This window comes from Candidatus Izemoplasmatales bacterium, from assembly GCA_041649275.1.
GTDB lineage: Bacteria > Bacillota_I > Bacilli_A > Izemoplasmatales > Hujiaoplasmataceae > UBA12489.
Window position 1 is genome coordinate 329082 of the sequence record JBAZNL010000001.1, and the last position, 19580, is coordinate 348661.

The 19580-nt window shown below is 62.7% G+C and carries 23 protein-coding genes and 1 tRNA gene; 2 read left to right on the forward strand and 22 right to left on the reverse strand.

All coding sequences use genetic code 11. The features are described from left to right. Window positions 1-34: 34 nt before the first annotated feature. From WC509_01505 to WC509_01605, 21 genes are all read right to left on the reverse strand, one after another. The gene (locus WC509_01505; protein MFA5006133.1) at window positions 35-757 is read right to left on the reverse strand and encodes a hypothetical protein; all 723 of its coding nucleotides are present in this window, start codon (window positions 755-757) and stop codon (window positions 35-37) included. Window positions 758-855: 98 nt separating this feature from the next. Next, on the reverse strand, window positions 856-2067 hold the full coding sequence (locus WC509_01510; protein ID MFA5006134.1) for an MFS transporter: 1212 nt from the start codon (window positions 2065-2067) through the stop codon (window positions 856-858). Window positions 2068-2148: 81 nt separating this feature from the next. Next, on the reverse strand, window positions 2149-2790 hold the full coding sequence (gene fsa, locus WC509_01515) for a fructose-6-phosphate aldolase (GenBank protein ID MFA5006135.1): 642 nt from the start codon (window positions 2788-2790) through the stop codon (window positions 2149-2151). A gap of 92 nt (window positions 2791-2882) precedes the next feature. Next, a complete protein-coding gene (locus tag WC509_01520) occupies window positions 2883-3512 on the reverse strand; it encodes a GNAT family N-acetyltransferase (GenBank protein ID MFA5006136.1) in 630 nt (209 codons plus the stop codon). Window positions 3513-3610: 98 nt separating this feature from the next. Beyond that, window positions 3611-3686: transfer RNA gene (locus WC509_01525), tRNA-Lys, on the reverse strand. 40 nt (window positions 3687-3726) lie between these two features. Beyond that, window positions 3727-4248 carry a hypothetical protein gene (locus tag WC509_01530; GenBank protein ID MFA5006137.1) on the reverse strand — a complete coding sequence of 174 codons (522 nt, stop codon included), beginning with the start codon at window positions 4246-4248 and terminating at the stop codon, window positions 3727-3729. A gap of 107 nt (window positions 4249-4355) precedes the next feature. Beyond that, window positions 4356-5357 carry a hypothetical protein gene (locus WC509_01535; GenBank protein ID MFA5006138.1) on the reverse strand — a complete coding sequence of 334 codons (1002 nt, stop codon included), beginning with the start codon at window positions 5355-5357 and terminating at the stop codon, window positions 4356-4358. A gap of 137 nt (window positions 5358-5494) precedes the next feature. Continuing rightward, complete coding sequence (locus WC509_01540) at window positions 5495-5803, reverse strand: (Fe-S)-binding protein (protein ID MFA5006139.1); 309 nt, start codon at window positions 5801-5803, stop codon at window positions 5495-5497. A gap of 1 nt (window position 5804) precedes the next feature. Then, a complete protein-coding gene (locus WC509_01545) occupies window positions 5805-6380 on the reverse strand; it encodes an Rnf-Nqr domain containing protein (GenBank protein MFA5006140.1) in 576 nt (191 codons plus the stop codon). Beyond that, window positions 6377-7066, reverse strand: coding sequence for an electron transport complex subunit RsxE (gene rsxE / locus WC509_01550; GenBank protein MFA5006141.1), 690 nt, complete (start codon window positions 7064-7066; stop codon window positions 6377-6379). The genes WC509_01545 and rsxE overlap by 4 nt, the downstream gene beginning before the upstream one ends. Before the next feature lies 1 nt (window position 7067). After that, window positions 7068-7598 (reverse strand): FMN-binding protein, encoded by a 531-nt coding sequence (locus tag WC509_01555; GenBank protein ID MFA5006142.1) that lies wholly within the window; start codon window positions 7596-7598, stop codon window positions 7068-7070. A gap of 2 nt (window positions 7599-7600) precedes the next feature. Continuing rightward, the gene (locus WC509_01560; GenBank protein ID MFA5006143.1) at window positions 7601-8764 is read right to left on the reverse strand and encodes an FMN-binding protein; all 1164 of its coding nucleotides are present in this window, start codon (window positions 8762-8764) and stop codon (window positions 7601-7603) included. Beyond that, a complete protein-coding gene (locus tag WC509_01565; GenBank protein ID MFA5006144.1) occupies window positions 8765-9994 on the reverse strand; it encodes an RnfABCDGE type electron transport complex subunit D in 1230 nt (409 codons plus the stop codon). It lies immediately after the preceding gene. 4 nt (window positions 9995-9998) lie between these two features. Beyond that, window positions 9999-11294, reverse strand: a complete 1296-nt coding sequence (locus WC509_01570) for an RnfABCDGE type electron transport complex subunit C (GenBank protein ID MFA5006145.1) — start codon at window positions 11292-11294, stop codon at window positions 9999-10001. A 98-nt stretch (window positions 11295-11392) separates the two neighbouring features. Then, the gene (locus tag WC509_01575) at window positions 11393-12127 is read right to left on the reverse strand and encodes a pseudouridine synthase (GenBank protein ID MFA5006146.1); all 735 of its coding nucleotides are present in this window, start codon (window positions 12125-12127) and stop codon (window positions 11393-11395) included. Continuing rightward, window positions 12124-12633 (reverse strand): NUDIX domain-containing protein, encoded by a 510-nt coding sequence (locus tag WC509_01580; GenBank protein ID MFA5006147.1) that lies wholly within the window; start codon window positions 12631-12633, stop codon window positions 12124-12126. Before WC509_01580 ends, WC509_01575 begins: the two co-directional genes overlap by 4 nt. 1 nt (window position 12634) lies before the next feature. Then, on the reverse strand, window positions 12635-13648 hold the full coding sequence (ltaE, locus tag WC509_01585) for a low-specificity L-threonine aldolase (protein MFA5006148.1): 1014 nt from the start codon (window positions 13646-13648) through the stop codon (window positions 12635-12637). Next, a complete protein-coding gene (locus WC509_01590) occupies window positions 13645-13923 on the reverse strand; it encodes a chorismate mutase (GenBank protein ID MFA5006149.1) in 279 nt (92 codons plus the stop codon). The genes ltaE and WC509_01590 overlap by 4 nt, the downstream gene beginning before the upstream one ends. A 106-nt stretch (window positions 13924-14029) precedes the next feature. Then, complete coding sequence (locus WC509_01595) at window positions 14030-14887, reverse strand: NAD(P)/FAD-dependent oxidoreductase (GenBank protein ID MFA5006150.1); 858 nt, start codon at window positions 14885-14887, stop codon at window positions 14030-14032. A gap of 2 nt (window positions 14888-14889) precedes the next feature. Then, the gene (trxA, locus tag WC509_01600) at window positions 14890-15201 is read right to left on the reverse strand and encodes a thioredoxin (GenBank protein ID MFA5006151.1); all 312 of its coding nucleotides are present in this window, start codon (window positions 15199-15201) and stop codon (window positions 14890-14892) included. A 90-nt stretch (window positions 15202-15291) separates the two neighbouring features. Continuing rightward, window positions 15292-15879: a hypothetical protein gene (locus tag WC509_01605; protein ID MFA5006152.1), complete on the reverse strand. Its 588-nt coding sequence runs from the start codon at window positions 15877-15879 to the stop codon at window positions 15292-15294. A 171-nt stretch (window positions 15880-16050) separates the two neighbouring features. Between WC509_01605 and WC509_01610 the strand changes: the two genes are divergently transcribed. After that, window positions 16051-17394 carry a potassium transporter TrkG gene (locus WC509_01610; protein MFA5006153.1) on the forward strand — a complete coding sequence of 448 codons (1344 nt, stop codon included), beginning with the start codon at window positions 16051-16053 and terminating at the stop codon, window positions 17392-17394. A 58-nt stretch (window positions 17395-17452) separates the two neighbouring features. Then, a complete protein-coding gene (locus WC509_01615; GenBank protein MFA5006154.1) occupies window positions 17453-18358 on the forward strand; it encodes an RluA family pseudouridine synthase in 906 nt (301 codons plus the stop codon). Window positions 18359-18410: 52 nt separating this feature from the next. Here WC509_01615 and nagA read toward each other — a convergent pair whose 3' ends face one another. Next, window positions 18411-19568, reverse strand: a complete 1158-nt coding sequence (gene nagA / locus WC509_01620; GenBank protein ID MFA5006155.1) for an N-acetylglucosamine-6-phosphate deacetylase — start codon at window positions 19566-19568, stop codon at window positions 18411-18413. Between the last annotated feature and the right edge of the window lie 12 nt (window positions 19569-19580).

Below are 19580 nucleotides of genomic sequence, written 5' to 3' on the forward strand. Positions count from 1 at the left end.
GTCAGTTCTCCTTGTCTTCGTTCCGGGATGCCGGTCAGTCTTCGGTGGCGACGATGTTGCCGTGGTACACCGCGAGTTCCTCGCCTTCGAACTCGACGCGGCGCATGTTCTCGTCGAGGAAGCGCTTCTCGTCCTCGAGGTCGGCGAGGATGCCGTAGAAGGTCTCGTCCATGACGAGCGGGTCGAACTGGCCGTCGTTGGCGCGTTCGGCGAGCCGAAGCGCGAGTTCCCGTCCGTCGTAGGCGACATCGTAGCCGCTCTGCGGTTCGCCGATCGTGACGGCGTCCGGATCGGGCAGTTCGTCGTCGGCGATCGTCTCCTGGAAGGCGGCGAGGCCGATGCCCGCCTCGATCTGCGGATAGCCGTGCTCGGCGAGCGCGAGGTTGTAGGTCTCGAGCATCGTGTTGATGTCGACGGCGTCGTCGAACAGTTCGACCGCGCTGTCGCCGTCCGGCGTATACGCCGTCGCCTTGACGTAGTCGTCGCCCGATTCGACGAGCATCACCTCGGGATCGGACTTGCAGACGACGAGGCTTTCGAGGATGAACGATTCGAGCAGGCGGGCCGCCTTCGGTTCCGAGTTGGGTCCGTAGAAGTCGTCGACGTTCTTGACGAGCAGGTAGAGGTCCGCGTAGAATTCGCTCGGTTCGAAGTCGTCGTCGGGGAAATACGTATCCGCGCGGCGCGACGGTTCCTGGCTGTAGCGGGGTTCGTCCTCGGCGAGGATCGACCGGATTTTGGTTAGGATGTCTCTCATGGATTGGGTCTCCTTGCGCACATAGTCGGTATTATATCATACTTCAAAGTGTTTGGATAGGGTTTCCGAAGGAATGAAAGGCCGCCGTAGGCGGCGGGTCATGCCGGATCCCGTTTCGGGCGGACCGACATGACGACGAGCGATGCGGCCGCGGACGCGACGCCGAGCGCCGCCCCGAGCAAGAACGGGGCGTATGGTCCGAGACCGTCCCAGAGCAGGCCGGCGATGATCGAGGCGAAGAGATAGCCGATCCCCTGGGCCGTGCCGTAGAGCCCGAGTACGGTGCCGCGCACATTCTTCGGCGCGTACTCCGAGAGGAACGCCTTCTCCGCTCCGTTCACCATCGCCGTGAAGAGACCGTAGACGACGAAGAGGCCGTAGAACATCCACGCCCGGTCCGCGAAGGCGAAGCCGAGGTAGACGAAGCCGAAGAGCAGGTACGCGGGGACGACGAGCTTCCGCCGGCCGATGCGATCCGAAAGTTTGCCGAGCGGATACGACAAAAGCGATCCGGACACGTAGTAGATGAAGTAGAGGAAGAGCATCGACGCCGTGTCGAACCCGGCATCGCCCGCCCGCAGGATCAAAAAGGCGTCGGACGGATAGCCGATCGCGAACGCGAACACGATCAGCAGGTAACCGGAGACGCGGCGGTCGAGCCGGAGTCCCTTGAGCGTGAACTTCTCTCCCGACGGGCGCGCGTCCTTCTTTTCGACGACGAACGCAAGCGCGATCAGCCCGAGGAGGGTCGGCACGATCGAAATCAGGAAGATCGACTTGAAGGCCTGGACGTCGACGAGCGTCCCGCTTTCGCTCACGAGCAGGCGGTAGAGCAGGATCGAGACGAGCACGCCGGATCCGGCCCCGAACATGTCGAAGGTCTTGTGCAGCCCGAAGGCGCGGCCGAGCTCCTTTCCCCCCGAGGCGGCGACGAGCGCGTCGCGCGGCGCGGTGCGGATGCCCTTGCCGATGCGGTCGACGAGGCGTGCGAACAGGATGCCCACCCAGCTGAACGAGAAGAACAGCAGGATCTTGTAGAGCAGGGCGCTCGCATAGCCCATGAACGCGAGCCGCTTCTTGTTCTGATATTTGTCGCCGACGAACCCGGAGTAGACCTTGAGGAGCGAAGCCGTCGCTTCGGCGACACCTTCGATGACGCCGACGACGGCGATCGTCGTGAACGTCGAAAGGTAGATGGTCACGAGCGGGTAGACCATCTCCGTGGACAGGTCGATGAACATCGACACCAGTCCGATCAGCAGGACGTTCCGGATTCCCTGCTTGACCGTGAATTTCCGTTCCTCTTCCATGATGCGCCCTTCCTTCAGCCGGGAAAAACCGGCGATCGATGTCCAAACGAAGAAAAGACGGCCGTCGCCGGCCGTCCGGTGTCACTTGCCCGCGTTTCGGAAGATTTCCAGGCCCTTGGTCGTGAGCGGGTGCTCCAGCATCTGCAGGAACACCTTGTAGGGGATCGTGGCGACGTCGGCGCCGGCTAGGGCGGCCTGCTCGACGTGCTTCGGATGGCGGATCGAGGCGGCGATGATCGCCGTTTCGATCCCGTAGTTGTCGAAGGCGACGCGGATGTCCTCGAGCAGCCGGTAACCCGCCTCGGGATCGTTCGTGAAATCGTCGAGACGCCCCATGAAGGGCGAGACGTAGGTCGCTCCGGCCTTCGCCGCGGCGATCGCCTGCGGGACGCTGAAGACGAGCGTCACGTTCGTCTTGATGCCGAGCTTGGAGAGGCGGGCCGTGGCCTTGATGCCCTCGAGGGTCATCGGCAACTTGATCACGATGTTCGGATGGAGACGGGCGTAGCCGAAGGCTTCCTCGACCATCGCGTCGGCGAGCCCTTCCTTGACCTCGGCGCTGATCGGTCCGTCGATCAGGGTCGTGATCTCGCGGATCACGGAAAGCAGGTCCTTGCCCGCCTTGGCGATGAGCGAGGGGTTGGTGGTGACGCCGGCGACGATGCCCCAGGTCGCAGCGGTCTGAATTTCTTCGATGATGGCGGTGTCGATGAACAGGTTCATGTGGTACCTCCCTTGGGTTGACAGGACGAGACGGACCCCGTTCGCGAGGACCGGGACGGATTCGTCGTCCGGAAAAGTCTTTATATATTATATCACAACTTGCGCGCGTTTGGTCGGGACAGATGCGATTCCGGCGCTTCGCAGAGCATCATGATCGCGTCGTGACGATCGCCGTCCGCCGTCCCGGCGTGGCGCACCGACGCCCTGAACCCGAGCGCCTCGTAGAACGCGATCGCCGCGACGTTCCTGCCGCTCACGTGCAGGGCGAGGGGCGTCGTTCCCAGACCGAGTTCCTCGAGGATGACGCGGCCGATCCCCTTCCGCCTGAATTCTTCCGCCACGCAGAGATAGACGACGTAGGTCGCCTCCCGCGGCATCGTTCCCCGCAGGATTGCGCCGAGGCGCAGAAGCGTCGGCAGGCGCTTCAGGAATCCGAATCCCCCGAAAGTCGCCATGAAGGCGGCGCCGGCGGCTCGTCCGAGACGACGGCGGTCGCGGACCGGATGGCTGGAGACGACGCCGACGACGTCTCCGTCCAGCACGGCGCACCGGAGATGGGGCGCGGCGAAGTAGGACGTTCCCCGGTCCAGCAGCGCGCGGAGGACTTTCGTTCCCTCTTCGCCCGGCCCGTAGACCAGGGCGTTGAATTCCGGATCGGAGCGCCACAAAAGCGATGCGACGCGGTCGGAATCGTGTTTCCGAGGATCGAACGGTTCGAGCAACTCCCTCACCCCCGATGCGATTGTACCATGATCGGGCGGTCGGCGGAATCGGAGGAATGAAAAAAGGCAGAGATTTCCATCTCTGCCCGATCATGCGCTGGTGCGCCATCAGGGACTCGAACCCGGGACCCAATGATTAAGAGTCATTTGCTCTACCAACTGAGCTAATGGCGCGTGCATTGAATATGATAATCCAAAGCGTTCGATTTGTCCACTACTTTTGATCGACGATTTTCAAAAAGGCCTTCAGCCGGTCGAACGGGACGAAATGGACGCCTTCGACCGCCTTCTCCGGGCGGACCAGCTCGACGTCGGATTCGTTCAGATAGCGCGTCACGTTATGCGCCGTCGGATAGAGGAGGGCGATCCTGACGATCCGCTTCGCGGTGTTCGGGGTCTCCTCGAGAAACGCCGCGACGCCCTTCACGAGCGTCGGCTTCGTCGACCGCTTCCAGTTCCCCGGATCGTCGTTCTCGCACCAGTAGAGGCGATTGGTGAGGATCAGTTCGGATCCGAAGCGGAGGGGGACGACCTTGACGGCATAGAACGCGCCGTCGGTCTCGACGTCGCACCGGTTGCCGGAAAAGGTCACGACCGCGTTTTCGGCGATAGTGCGGAAGGCGGCGGCGATCGCCGCACGGCGACGCTTCTCCGCCAGTCGGGAAGCCACCCTCGGGACGCCGAGAAGGACGATGGCGGAAGTGACGGCGATGATGGCGATCAGGATCGGTTCCATGGACGTCCTCCTTTCCGACGGGTCACGCCCATTATAGCATAACGCACGGCTCGTGGAAACAAAAAAGCCGCCCCCGACGGGCGGCTTCGATGCATGAGGATGGATCCTTACTTGATTTCGCCTTCGGCAACGGCTCCGAAGAGGTCTCCGAGGACTTGGAAATAGGTCGCGGTGGAAATCGAGACGCCGGCGCAGGCCGCAAGCGGCGTGGTCCCGTCGAGCGAGACGCCGTCGCCCTCGATCGGCTGCAGGTTGGCGTTCCAGCCGTTCGCGAGGATGTAGTCGGTGATCAGGTTGGCCTGCTGGAACCATTCGAGCTTGTCGTTCGCGGCGAGCCAGGTTTCATATTCCGCGTCGGACGGGGTTTCGTCGGTCGCGGCGTATGTGCTGTAATGGAGATGGTAGGCGAATCCGAGCTGCTGCTTGGTGGAATCCTTCCAGACGAAGGTGCCGGCGCTGGTGCTCTTGGTAGCCTGGAGCGTATCGAGCTTGAGTTCGCTGACGACGCCCTTCTCGCTTACGATCATCGACGCGCTGTAGAGGTCGGTGCCGGAGCAGGCGATCGCCTGGAACTTGCCGAGCTTGGCGTTCGCGACGGCTTCGGCGGCGAGGGCGACATAGTCGGAGTCGGAGATCGAAACGCCGACTTCGGCCGGGAATTCGCCTTCGACCGGAACGATCGAGTCGACGCCGTTGGCGAGCCAGTAGGCTTCGATGACTTCGGCCTGTTCGAACCACTCGAGCTTGTCGTTCGCGCCGAGCCAGGTGATGTATTCGGCTTCGGTCGGGGTTTCATCGGTGGCTTGGTAGGTGCTGTAGAACATGTGGTAGCCGTAGCCGAGTTCCTTCTTCGTCTGTGCGTTCCAGGCCCAGCTGTAGACGGCCGGATCGCCCGTCGAGGTTCTGGTGCCCTGGCGGACGTCGATGTCGTAGCCGACGATTTCGCCGTCTTCGATGGTCACGGTCACCATGGTGACCTGAGGCTTGTTGCTGGAAACCTGTGCCCTGTACGCGGTGAATTCTCCGTCGACTTTGAATTCACTGGTGTTGCAGCCGAGAAGCGACACGGCTCCGAGTAAAACAAAAAGCACTAAAAGCAGTTTCTTCATGTCTATTCCTCCTATGTATTGAAAATCCATCGCATATTATACTCTAAATCGTCAGCGATTGCAATGGTCTTTCGACCGCCCGCCGCTGCAACAATCCTGTAAGAAAACAGAGGCGAACAAATATTCGCCTCTGCTGGTCACTTCGTGCCCGCCGGGACCGGCGTACCGGTCTTGAGGGCTTCGAGATACTGGTTCAGGATCTCGATCTCTTCCTTCTTGATAGGCTTGCATTGCGCCGGGACCGCCTTGCCGGCGATGATGGCTTCCGCCATCCCCTTGCATCCGGGGTAGCCGCAGGCGCCGCAGTTGTAGTTCGGCAGGAGATGCTCGACGTCCTGGATGCGATGGTCCTCCTCGACGCCGAACTTCTGGGCGACGAAATAGATCATCAGTCCGAGGATCATGCCGAGGCCGCCCAGGACGAGCGGCGGAATCAGGATGCCCATGTCAGATCAGCCCTCCGAATCTCGAGAAGATGATGGCGAGGATCGCCGCGAGGATCATCGCGATCGGTACGCCGCGGAACGCCTTGGGAATCGGATTGAGCTCGAGTTTCTCGCGGATGATCGCGTAGATGTACATCACGAACAGGTAGCCGAGCGGGATCGCCGCCGAGTAGACGAGCATCTCCGCAAAGGAATAGTCGCGGGTGACGTTCGTGATCGCGACGCCGAGGACGGCGCAGTTGGTGGTGATCAGCGGCAGGTAGATGCCGAGCGCCTTGTAGAGGGCCGGCGAGAACTTCTTGATGATCGTCTCCATCATCTGGACGAGGGCGGCGATCACGAGGATGAACACGATCGTCCTCATGTAGCCGATCTCGAGCGGTTCCATCACGTAGCGGTAGATCGCCCACGTGGACATGCCGGCGAGGAGGATGACGACGACGACGGCCATGCCCATGCCGAGCGAGGAGCTCCGCTTCTTGCCGACGCCGATGAACGAGCAGATGCCGAGGAACTGGTTGAGGAGGACGTTTTCGATGAAGAACGCGGTGAACGCGATCGTAAGCAGATTGGTCATTTCTTCACCCCTGCGGCGGCTTTCGCCTTGTCCGCCTTCGCGTTGGAGACCGCGGCGATGACGGCGAGAATGAGCCCGAACGTCACGAATGCGCCGACCGGTTTCTGGAACATGTCGATCGGGGTGATGCCGAGGAAATCGTAGATGAAGCGAAGATCGAGCAAGACGTTGGCGTCGCCCTGGGTCCAGATCGTCAGCGTTCCGGATCCGAGCAGTTCGCGGAAGAAGCTCATGACCACGATCGCCATCGTGAAGCCGAGCGCCATGCCGGCGCCGTCGATCATCGACTCGACCGGCTTGTGGTCGCTCGCGTACGCTTCGGCGCGGCCGAAGATGATGCAGTTGACGACGATCAGCGGGATGAACACGCCGAGGGTCACGTACAGCGGCTGCAGGAACGCCTCCATGAGCATCTCGGTGATGACGACGAGGGTCGCGATCAGGACGATGTAGACGGGAATGCGGACCGGCATCACGAGCGCGCGCAGTTTCGGCTTGAAGGTGACGAGCGAGACGAGCAGGTTGGAGAGGATGAGGACGAAGAAGAGCGCGATGCCCATCCCGATCGCGTTCTCGACCTTGGTCGTGATCGCGAGCGCGGGGCAGGTTCCGAGGATCGTGACGAAGAGCGGATTCTCCTTCACGAAACCCTTGAAGAAGTTGTCCCTGGCTTCCTTGAACGTCATCTCACTCACCTCCCAGATCGACCGCATAGCGGGCGGCCACCGCCTGGAAGCAGGAAAGCACGCCGCCGCTCGTGACCGAGGCGCCGGCGATCGCGTCGAAGGCGGTCGCATCCGTCACCTGCGCGCCGGTCATCCCGAAGTCGGACGACGCGAGGTCGAGGCCGAGGCCTTCGGTGCCGCCGTTGCCGATGAAGGCGTAGCCCTGGACGGATCCGTCGGCGTTGACCGCGATCAGCATCGCCACGTTCGACTTGTAGCCGGCCTTGGAGACGCTGTAGACGGCGGCCACGGGAGTCCCGGACGTCTTGTCTTTCAGAAGGTAGATCGTGTCGATGTCGCCGTCGAGGGCGATCTCGGTGACGTCGTAGGCGGTCTGGATGTCGGGATAGAAGACGGTCAGCGCCTCGAGTTTCGCAGCCAGTTCGTTGGCGGCGATGATCGGCGCCGTGATCGCATTGACGACGCCGAGCAGAAGGCCGGCGACGAGGCCGAGGACGAGCAGGACGAGTCCTGACGTGAGTCCTTTTTTCATGATCAGTCACCTCCGCCGTTCGCGGCGAGGAAGGTATCGAGCAGCGCGATCAGCTTCTGCATCGCCGCCGACGTGATCGACGCGCCGGCGACGCCGTCGATGACGGGTTCGTCCGCTTGATACTGGTCGATCATGTTCTCCTCGACGTAGGGCGCTTCGCCCAGGTCATGGTTGTAAAGCTCGTTGTATTCCTCGTGGTAGGATTCGTTGGAGTCGACCTCGTAGGAGACGATGCCGTCGAGGGTCGCGTTCAGGACGAACTTGACTTCGATCGAATTCGCGGAATAGCCGCGCGACTCGATCACGAGTTCACGCGAATCGACGTCGAATTCCACGAAGCGGACGTTCGCGCTCACCGTTCCGGCGTTCGCGGCGTACGACTTGATCGCGGCCTTGACGTCCGCTTCCGGCTCGACGCCGGAGACGAGGCCGGCGTAGGCGAAGGTCTCGTCGAGGTAGACGACGACGTTCGTGTCTTCCTCGCCGTAGGTCGCGTCGGCGATGAACGGCATCGCGTCCCAGGTGGCGGGGTCGGTGTTGTAGACGACGGAATTCAGGGTCATGACGACCGACGGAATCACGAAGCCGAAGTCGGCGGCGTATTGTTCGCGGGCGCAGAGGAGCGCGATCTCGAAGGACTTGCTCGAGTAGGTCGCGCCGGCGACGGCGTCGACCCCGAGGGCGATGTCGTCAAGCGCCATGCCGTCGAACTGGGCGAAGAACGCCGTGCCGAGGGTGCCGTAGTAGGAAGGCGTCTCTGCTTGGGCGATGACGCGGACCGATGCGACCGTATCGGTCGCGAGGTCGAACGCGTAGGCGATCCGCACGCCGGGGAACTTCCCGTGCGATTCGACGACGTAGATGACGCCGATGGCGGTGTCCACGTCACCCGCGTAAAGTTTGTACGCGGCGACGATCGTCGGCGTGAAATCGCCGCGTCCGCCCGCAAGGGCGTAGGTTTTCTGGAAGATGTCGGCGATGATGAACTCCTCGGCGCGGTTCGCGCCGGGAAACATCGCGAGCCATTCGGCGTTCGCGCCTTCGTTGGCGCGCGCTTCGATCTGTGCGGTCATGAAGCGGCTGTAGACGCCGCCGAACGCGAAGACGAGGACGAGGAGCGAGACAACCGCCGCAAGCAGACCGTGCCGGGCAATGATCTTCTTCATTTAGAACAACCTCCCCGAAAACGGCAGGATCGAAGCGGAGAACATCCCGCCCGCCTTGAGGGCGCCGTAGAGTCCGATGAGGACGATCAGGACGACGAGAACGACGAGTTTGACGACGTACTTCGGAATCGGCTTCTTGACCTTCGGGGCGCCCTTCACGAAGACGGACTTCGATCCGAACTCGGAGCGGATGACCGCGGTCCAGTTGTCGATCGGCATCGTGAAGATGTTCATGAAGACGATCGCCGTGGCGACGCCCTCGGGCAGGTCGCCGACGAACCGGAAGAGAATCGTGAAGACGCCGAGGAAGAGCGCGAAGACGATCTTGCCGAGCGGGTTGCGCGGCGTCGTCACCGGTTCGGTCGCCATGAACACGGCGCCGAACATGAGACCGCCGGAAAGGATGCTGTAGAGCGGGAACCAGAGTCCTTCCGCGCCGGCGATTGCGCCGATGATCCAGGAGAGCAGGAAGACGGTGCCGACATATACGGCGGGAACGTACCACTTGATCACCCGGCGGACGACGAGCCAGGCGTAAGCGGCCAGGATCGCGATCGTGCCGGTCTCGGCGATGGCGCCGGGAATCGTTCCGAGGAAGAAGTTCCAGAGGTTGCCGTAGGGGGCGACGAGGGTCGCGTAGGAGAGTCCCTCGCCTTCGACGAGCGCCCCGAGCGGGGTCGCGCCGCCGGCGGCGTCGAGGATGACTTCGGAGGCGTTGAGCGCGCCGCCGGCGTCCTGGATGACGCCGTAGAGCGTGAACGCGACCGCCAGATAGCCGATCAGGGCGGGGTTGAAGACGTTGTAGCCGAAGCCGCCGAAGAGCATCTTGCCGACGAGGGTCGCGGCGACGCAGCCGAAGAGCAGGACCCAGATCGGGGTGTACAGCGGCAGAATCATCGCGAGCAGGAGGCCGGGGATGGCGGCGTAGGAGACGGAGAGCTTCGCGCCGAGCGCCTTCATGTTCCGGACCGACTTGTCGGTGACGATGAAGAAGAGCGCTTCAAGCAGCGTCGACGTGAATCCGCCGAGGAGGATGAAGACGAGCGGGTAGAACATCTCGAGCAGCGTGACGTTGCCGTCGAGATAGACCTGGACGCCGTTCTTGTAGAAGGCGAACAGGATCACCGGCAGGAGCGCGATCATGAAGTCGCGCTGGATCGTGCCGGTGCCGTATTTCCGGTCATCGGTCAGGCGCAGATACGGTGCCTTGACGTTGGCGAATCGGGCCATGGGTTCACTTCCTCAGAAGCTCTTTCGCCTTGAAGACGAAATCGCTGATCTCGATGTGCGAGGGGCAGACGTAGGAACAGAGCCCGCACTGCATGCATCGGCTGGCGTTGAGCGCCCGCACGGCGTCCTTGTCGTTCATCTCGAACGCGCGCTGGATCTCCGTCGGCGCGAGCTTGACCGGACAGACGTCGGCGCAGCGGCCGCAGCCGAGGCAGGCGGGATGGTTCCGTTCCTCCGGCAGCGGCTTGACGATGACGGAGCCGAGCGTATCGTTCACGACGAGCTCGTCGATCATGATCGCCCGTCCGGTCATCGGACCGCCGGCGATGTAGACGGATTTCGCCGGATCGAGGCCGTCGACGTAGCCGCCGCAGAGGGCGACGAGTTCCTTGACCGGGGTGCCGATTGGAACGACGAAGTTGCGCGGGTTCCTGATTCCTTCTCCGGTGATCGTGATCGGGCGGGAGATGAGCGGGATGTTCTTCTCGACGACGTCGGCGTAGACGATCGCGGTCGAGGAGTTGTCGACGATCGCGCCGGCTTCGGCGGGCAGGTTCGGATAGCTCTTGCCGGTCACCTGCTGCACGAGGTATTTCTCCCAGCCGGCGGGATAGATGTCCTTGACCGGGTGGAGTTCGATCTCGGGATAGTTCGCAAGGAACGGCTGGAGCGACTCGACGATGCCGAGGTTGTAGGCCTTGAAGCAGACGACGCCGCGCGGCGCGCCGGCGGCGCGCATCAGGTACTTGAGTCCCTTCAGGAGTTTCTCCGGATGCGCCTCGATCATCATGTAATCGCAGGTGATGTACGGTTCGCACTCCACCGCGTTGCAGATCACGACGTCGATCGGGGTCTTCGCCTGGTACTTGACGTAGGTCGGGAACCCGGCTCCGCCGAGTCCGGAAAGACCGGCGTCCTGCATCTTCTTGACGAGTTCCTCCCGCGTGAAGCGGTCCGTATCCGCCTCGGGCCGGATCGACTCGTCGACGGCGTTCTGGTGGTCGTTCTCGATCTCGATCGCATCGGCCATCCGGCCGGACGCGTGCCACGCCTTCTTCACGGCGGTCACCTTGCCGCTGACCGAAGCGTGGATCGGCATCGCGCCGAACCCTTCCCGAAGCGCCACCGTCTGTCCGATCCTGACGTAGTCCCCGACTTCGACGACCCGCTTGAGCGGGGCGTTCTGCTGGAGAAGCGGGATGTAGACGAAGCGCGGATCGAGGAATTCATGCAAAGGCATCGTCTTCGACATTTGCTTCATGCATTCGATCTGGATGCCGCCTGCCCTGTTCAGAATCATCGCATTTCCTCCTGTATGAAAACGAGCGTCGGCCCGTTCTCCTGTTGTCTCAAAAAAGCCAGAAGATATTATATCACAGACGCTTGCGTGCGCGACAACTATTTTCGCTTCGACCCGGCGTCGGACGACGCAAGCATTTTCATCAGACCGGCCGTCTCCGCCGCCGTCAGGTTCCGCCAGACGCCGACGGGAAGGCCGCCGAGCGTGACGTTCATCACGCGGATCCGGACCAGTTCCTCGACGTGGCGGCCGAGCGCTTCGCACATCCGACGGATCTGCAGGTTGAGGCCCTGGGTGATCACGATCCGGAACGTCGTCCCATCGACGGGAACGATCCTGCAAGGGAGCGTCGTCGTCTTCTCGTGACGGACCGGATTGTAGATCTCGACCCCCGCCTCCATCGCCTTCACGAACGCCTCGTCGATCGGGGCGTCGACGACGACGACGTACTCCTTCTCGTGGGCGTTCTCGGCCCGAAGGATGCGGTTGACGATCTGGCCGTCGTTGGTGAGCAGGATCAGGCCGGTGGTATCCTTGTCGAGACGGCCGATCGGAAAGATCCGTTCCTTGTGGCGGATGAAGGAGACGATGTTGTCCTTCTTCGCCGTATCGGTGGTGCACTCGATGCCGGCCGGCTTGTGGAAGGCGATGTAGACCGTCGGCCGATCATGGACGACGGGCTTTCCGTCGACGGTGACACGGTCGCCGTCGGCGACGTCCATGCCGATTGCGGCGCGGATGCCGTTCACCATGACGCGTCCCGCCTCCACAAGGCGGTCCGCCTCGCGCCGCGAACAATGTCCGGTCGAGGAGATGAAGACGTTGATTCTCATGTGATTTTCCTCCCAAGGAGCAGTTTCAGGACTTCCGTCTCGCGTCGCTTCCACGCGATCGCCGGATCGTCGGGAACCGCCTCGTTCTCCACGATCGCCCGATCGAGTGCGATCCAGACCGGTTCGAAGCCGTACTCGACCTCGTATTCGGAGAGCCGCTGCGGTCCGGGTTCGGGATGCACGGAACAGAAATAGTAGTGCGATTCGTTCACGAAGACGGTGGTTCCGTCGTTCGCAAGACCGTATTCGCGCACGATTCCGAAGGGACGGATGCGCGACTTGATCCGATAGCCGGTCTCTTCGGCCGTCTCCCGCGCCAGCGCGGCGAACGCGTATTCGCCGGGTTCGGCGCCACCGCCCGGGAACTTGAGTTCGCCGTGAAGGCGATCTCTCACGAGCAGGATGCGATCGCCGTCGACGACCACGGCGCGATAGGCGCGACGCACGATCCGGGATCCGCCGAGGTCGAGCCCCGGTACCTTGACGATCGTGAAGAGCAGATCCATCCTAGGCGAAGAAGGAACGCACCAGGTCAGCGACGCGGTCGATGTCGGCGCGGTCGACGTCCAGATGGGTGACGAAGCGGAAGGAATGCTCGTAGGGCAGAATCTTGACGCCGTGGGCGAGGAGGAAGTCGAGCAGACCGTACTTGCGTTCGTCGGCGATGTCCCAGAACACCATGTTGATGTCGCGCTCGGAGCGGTCGACGACGATTCCCTCGATTGCCGAGAGACGCTCGTCGAGATACGCGGCGTTGGCGTGGTCGACGGAAAGCCGCTTCGGCATCTTCGTCAGCGCGACGATGCCTGCGGCGGCGAGGAATCCCGCCTGGCGCATTCCGCCGCCCATGAGCTTGCGGCGGTCCTTGGCGCGCTCGCAGAATTCGTGCGTCCCGACGAGAACGGTGCCGACGGGGGCGGCGAGCCCCTTGGAGAGGCAGACGGAGACCGAGTCGGCGTCGCGCACGATGTCCCTGACGTCGCAGCCGAGGGCGGCCGCCGCGTTGAAGATGCGGGCGCCGTCGAGATGGATCTTGAGGCCGTGCCGGCGGGCGATGGCGGCGACCTTCGCGATGTAGTCGAGGGCGATCGCGTGGCCGTTGAAGGCGTTCTCGAGGCAGACGAGACGGGTTCCCGGCGTGAAGCGGGACTTCTCCTTGATCGCGGCTTCGTACTTGGCGAGGTTCCAGACGCCGCCAACGCCGTCCATCGTGAACAGCTGGACGCCGGAGATGATCGCCGAGGCGCCCGATTCGTGCAGCACGATGTGCGCGTTCTTGTCGAGGATGACCTCGTCGCCGCGGTTGCAGTGGGTGAAGAGGGCGAGCTGGTTGGAGAATGTTCCCGAAGGAACGAACACGCCGTCCTCCTTGCCGAACGCGGCGGCCGCGAGCCGTTCGAGCTCGTTCACCGTCGGGTCGTCCTGGAAGACGTCGTCGCCGACCTCGGCGCGATACATCGCGTCGCGCATCTCCTGCGTCTGCTGGGTGACGGTGTCGCTGCGCAGATCGATCCATTTCATAGGTTGTCCCTCACGATCGATTTCTGATAGTCCTTCGAGAGCTGCATGACGTTTTCTAGAAAACGCCTGTAGTAGTCGGCATAGGGCGATTCCTCGATCCGCGCCATGTTCGCTTCCATGACCTGACGTTCGCGGTCGCGGTCGTAGACGGTCATGTCGTTCTTCAGTTTGACGTCCGCGATCGCGCGAACGGTCTCCATCCGGTCGATGAAGAGCCTTTGCAGTTCGATGTCGATCTCGTCGATCTTGCGCCTGAGGGCGTTGATTGCTTCCATGTCGCATCCTCCAATACATCCATGATTTCGCTCATTCCCCATTATAGCACAAGAAACCGGCCTTTGGGCCGGCTTCCTGAACGTGATGAAAAAAGTCCCGACCGCGTCAGGACTTGATCGATTTGAGATGCTTGTGGATGGCGATGCCGGCATGGGCTCCGTCCGAGACGGCCTTCGCGATCTGGGACAACCCGCCGATGCAGTCCCCCGCGGCGAAGAGCCCGGGGATGTTCGTCATGAAGTCGGCGTCGACGACGATCCGATTGTTCTCCATGAGCGCGCCGATGCGAAGCGCGAAATCGGCCGCCGAAGCGGTACCGACCGCAACGAAGAGGACGTCGAGCGGATACTCCGTACCCGCCGTGGCGACGCCGCCGAGACGGTCCGTCCCCCGGATCTCGACGAGCGGATCTTCCACGATCCGGACGCCTTCGGGACGATGTACCAGGGATTCGCCGTTCGTGAAGACGGTGATGTCCTTGGAGAAATTGCGCAGGACGTCGAGTTCCTCGAGCATGAATTCGCCGCTCCCGACGATGCCGATCCGCTTCTGACGGTAAAGGAACCCGTCGCAGACGGCGCAGTACGAGATGCCGAGGCCGACGAACTCGTTGAAGCGGCGGACCTTCAGGTTGGCGCGGCTCATGCCCGTCGCCATCAGGACCGCCTTGGCGGGATGGACGCCGCTCGCGGTCTTGACCGAAAAACCGTCGCCGGCTTCGATTCCGAGAACCTCCTCGCGCAGCACCCTGACCCCGAGGCGTTCCGCCTGGGCGATGCCGCGGGCGATCAGGTCGGGACCGGAGATCGGCTCGACGATGCCGTAGTAGTTCTCGATCGCGTCGGACTTGCCGAGCGCTCCCTGGTCTTTCATGAGCACGAGGACGTCGCGTTTGAACCGCTGCAGGTAGATGGCCGCGGAGATCCCCGCGGGACCGCCGCCGACAACGATGACGTCTGCCATGCTTACAGTCCCAGGCGCTTCAGCAGGTTTTCCTTGCTCATCAGGCCGACGACCTGGGAAACGGCCTTGCCGCCCTTGAAGAGCATCACGGTCGGGATCGAGGAGATCCGGTAGGTGTTGGCGAGCGCCGGCTCGTCGTCGACGTTGACCTTGCCGACCTTGACCTTGCCTTCTAGGTCGACGGCGATCTGTTCGATGGTCGGGCCGAGGGCTTTGCACGGGCCGCACCAGATCGCCCAGAAATCGACGATGACGGGCAGTTCGGACTGCAGGACTTCTTTTTGGAAATTGCCGTTGGTGAGTTGGATGGACATTTGGTTATTCTCCTTTTGGACTTATCTACGAATTCCGAGCCTATTGTATCAAATGGGAAGCGAAAACGAAACCGTAATGCTCAAACGCGCTCAAAAGCCCTCTTCCTCGGGGAAAAGTTGCATCTGTTCGAAGGGATTTTGCTTTTTCGCAAGCAGGAACTTGTAGTTCCCGTAGATCATGTCGGCGATGTCGGAAGCCGACATGTTCGTCGTGTCAATCACCATGTCGAGAGATCCGATGCTGGAGATGTCGAAACGTTCGCGGTCGGAAGCGAGCCGACGTTCGGCCTCTTCCTTCGTGTCGCCGCGATAGCGCATCCGCTCGTAGCGGACGGATTCCTCGGTCTGCAGGTAGATCGCGACGATGGTGCACACCTTCAGTTGAAGGAACGAGGCGAGTCCGCGCGGCTCGAGGATGATCAGCTTGTCATCGCGAAGCTGGTTCAGCGGCGTCCCGTAGCGGAAGCCGTTGTAGGTCGCGGTCTCGGCGAAATACTGCTCGCCGATCAATCTGTCGAACTCGGCTTCGTCGACGAACTGGTAGTCGAAGCCGTCGATCTCGTTTACCCGCTTCGGGCGCGTCGTGCAAGTCACGACGCGGGAGATCGGATAACGGTTCAACATGATTTTCGCCGATTCGGTTTTGCCCGATGCGCTCGGGCCGAGCAGGATGAGCATGGATCGACCGCCTCCAGTCTTACAATGACCATTATATCCCATCCCCGCGTCGAGCGGAATCCCGGAATGCGAAAATCGTCTGAAACCTTTCCGCGGCGGTGCCGTTTGCATCCACCGCCCAAACGTAGTATAATACTTTCGTCGATCCGTCCGCGAAAGGAGGCGAGGCCCATGGTCCATGGAGATCATCCCGTCCATAAAAAAAAGAAACTGCCGCCGCTTCTGATCGTCATCGTCAGTTTCCTCGCGATCATCCTCTTCGGCTCGATCGTGCTTGCGCTGCCGATTTCCGTCCAGGACGGCCGTCTTCCCTACGTCGACGCGCTGTTCCTGTCGGCATCCGCGGTCTGCGTCACCGGACTGACGACGATCGCCGACCTCGGCGCCACGCTGTCGGTCTTCGGAAAGTTCTTCCTCGCCCTTCTGATCCAGATCGGCGGCCTCGGCATCGTCACGATCGCGATCTACGTCCTCGTCCTCCTCGGCATCCGCATCGGCGTGATGGAGCGCGTCGTCGTCCGCGAGGCGCTCAACCAGAATTCGCTTCAGGGCATGGTTCGGCTCGTGAAGGCGATCGTCCTGACTTCGCTCGCCTTCGAGTTCGTCGGGATGTGGCTCAACCTCATCGTCTTCAGCCGCGACTATCCGTTCTGGACGGCGCTCGGCTACAGCGCCTTCCACGCCGTTTCGTCCTTCAACAACGCCGGCTTCGACCTTCTCGGCGCCACCAGCCTGATTCCTTACGCCGACGACCTCCTCCTGAACCTCAACACCGCCTTCCTCGTGATCGTCGGCGGCATCGGCTTCATCGTCATCTTCGATCTCCTCAAGAAACGCTCCTGGAAGGGGCTCACGAACTACTCCAAGATCGTCCTCAGGACGACGGGCTTCCTGCTCGTCGCCGGTACCCTGCTTCTCAAGCTCGCCGTCGGTTCCGAGATCACCTGGCTGCAGGCGTTCTTCCAGAGTTTCACCGCCCGCACCTCCGGCTTCGCCACCGTCGACCTTTCCCGATTCGGCATCGCCGGGCTGTCCCTGATGATCCTCCTCATGTTCATCGGTGCTTCGCCGAACTCGACCGGCGGCGGCATCAAGACCACCACCGCATATACGATCTATCGTTCGACGATCGCCTTCCTCACCGGCAAGTCCCCGATCATCAAGAACCGCCGCATCGACGACGAGACGCGGATCAAGGCGCTCACGCTTGCGTTCCTTGCGGTCGTCGTCGTCTTCGTCGGGTTCCTCGCCCTCGTCGGTTTCGAACAGGATAACATCATGTTCGCATCAACGCCCGAATCGCTGCTCTTCGAGGCCGTCTCGGCCTTCGGCACCGTCGGCCTATCCACCGGCGTCACCCCGTTCCTCTCGACCGCATCCAAGCTCGTCGTCGTCGTGGTGATGTTCATCGGCCGTCTCGGACCGATCACGATCTTCGGCTTCTTCAACCGGAACTGGGGGCATCCGTACGCCTCGGCTACCGAGTACCCCGCTGAAAAGGTCCTCATCGGATGACCGTTCCCGAATCCCGGACCGACGTCCGGGATTTTTCATTTCGCCGAAAGGAGACCCCATGCGCACCCACGTCGTCGGCTCGAACGAACACCATCTGACATTCGAATCATGGTTCCGCCGGCGCCTCGCGGCGACCGTTCCGGGAACCGCGGCCGCGGCCGTCGCGGCCGGGCGGTTCAGTCTCAACGGCGTCCCCCTCTCCGACCCGCATGCGATCCTGTCGGCGGGCGACGCGATCGTCGACCGCGACGGCGCCGATCGGATCGTGCGTCCCGCCGCGTCGCTTTCGGTCGTCTTCGAGGACCCCGACCTGCTTGTCGTCGACAAGCCCGCCGGCATGCTTTCGCATCCGGAACGGGGGATGCGGGAGCCCGACATCCTTTCCGCGCTCGCGTCGTTCCGCGACGCCGCCGGCTGCGCCCCCGGCAACCGCCTCGACTTCAACACCGGTGGTCTTTTGATCGTGACGCGGTCGTCCGTCGCCGCCGGGATGCTCGCGGCCGCGATGCGCGAGAATCGGATCGTTAAGAAATATCTCGCCGTCGTCTCCGGATACATGGTCGAACCGGAGGCGGTCCTCTCGGCCTGGCTGCTCAAGGACGACGTTGCGTCGGTCGTCCGCGTCGCCGATGTGCCGATCCCGGGATCGAAGCCGATCAAGACCGCCTACCGCGTGCTTGAGGAACGACAGGGGCTTTCGCTTCTGGAGATCGAACCGATCACCGGCCGCACCCATCAGATCCGCGCCCATTTCGCATTCGTCGGCCATCCCGTCGTTGGCGATGCGCTCTACGGCCATCCCGGGGTGAACCGCCGCTACGGCATGAAGCGCCAGGCGCTGTGTTCGCGTTCGCTTTCGTTCTCCTTTCCCGAGCCCGACCACCCGTGGCACCGGCTCGACGGCCGCATCCTCGTCAAGAAGGACGTCGACTTCCTCGACCCGCTCGGTTTCGGGACGAAATGACAAAGAACGGATGGATTCCGACTCCCGGATCCATCCGTTCTTTGATTCATGTTCAGAGGATGACGTTTCCCCGGCAGACGACGTGGCGGACGATGCCGGCGGCGTCGAAGAGGACGAGGTCCGCGGCCATGCCGGGTTCGAGCGACCCGATCTCGGAATCGATTCCGAGCATCGCGGCGGGGGTCTTCGTGAGCATCCAGACGGCGTCGGGAAGCGGGACGCCGATCGAGACCATGTTGCGGAGGAGGACGTCGGTGGTCGCGACCGATCCGGCCAGTTTCGTGGTGCCGGCGAGGTAGGCGGCGTCGCGGACCTCGACGGGCGTCCCGCTCACGGGATCGCCGAGGCGATACGAGCCCGACGGCGCGCCGGCCGGCGCGAGGCAGTCGGAGACGAGCAGGAGCCGTTCCCTGCCCTTCGCCTTGTACGCGAGCTTCAGGAGTTCGGCGGGAACGTGGCGCAGGTCGGCGATGATCTCGGCGTAGAGCCGGTCGTCGTAGAGCGCCGCCTCGGCGACGCCACCCTGCTTGCGACCGCCGCGTTCGGCGACCGAGGACATGGCGTTGTAGAGGTGGGTCACGCTCCGATAGCCGTGGTTGCAGGCTTCGAACACGGTTTCGGCGGTCGCGTCGGAATGACCGACGGACACGCGGATCCCGCGTGCCGCGAGGTCGTCCCCGAGCCGGAATGCGCCCGGCAGTTCGGGCGCCGCGGTCATCCGCCGGAAGCACGGATGGCGGCCGGCGAGGGGGATGTATTCGGCGGGATCGGGATCGCGCAGGACCTGCGGGTCATGCGCGCCTGCCTTGACCTTCGACAGGTAGGGACCCTCGAGGTGCGCGCCGCCGAGGCGGGCGCGGATCCTTCCCGAGGCTTCGGCGCGTTCGTAACCCATCAGGAAACGCTCGAGGTCGGCGGGAGCGGCGGAGACGGCGGTCGGGACGATCGTCGTCGTGCCGTGCAGAAGATGGTATTCGGTCGCGGCGACGTACGCTTCGACGGATGCCTCCATGAAGTCGCGGCCGCCGCCGCCGTGGACATGGACGTCGATGAAGCCGGGGGCGACGAACAGACCCGTCGCGTCGATCGCGACGTCCGCCTCCGCATCCGTCTTGGTTACGGACGCGATCCGACCGTCCTCGAGGACGACGTCGGCTTCGACGATGTCGGTGCCGCGGACGCAACGGCCGTTTGCGACGATGATGCGCATCGGACTCCCCTC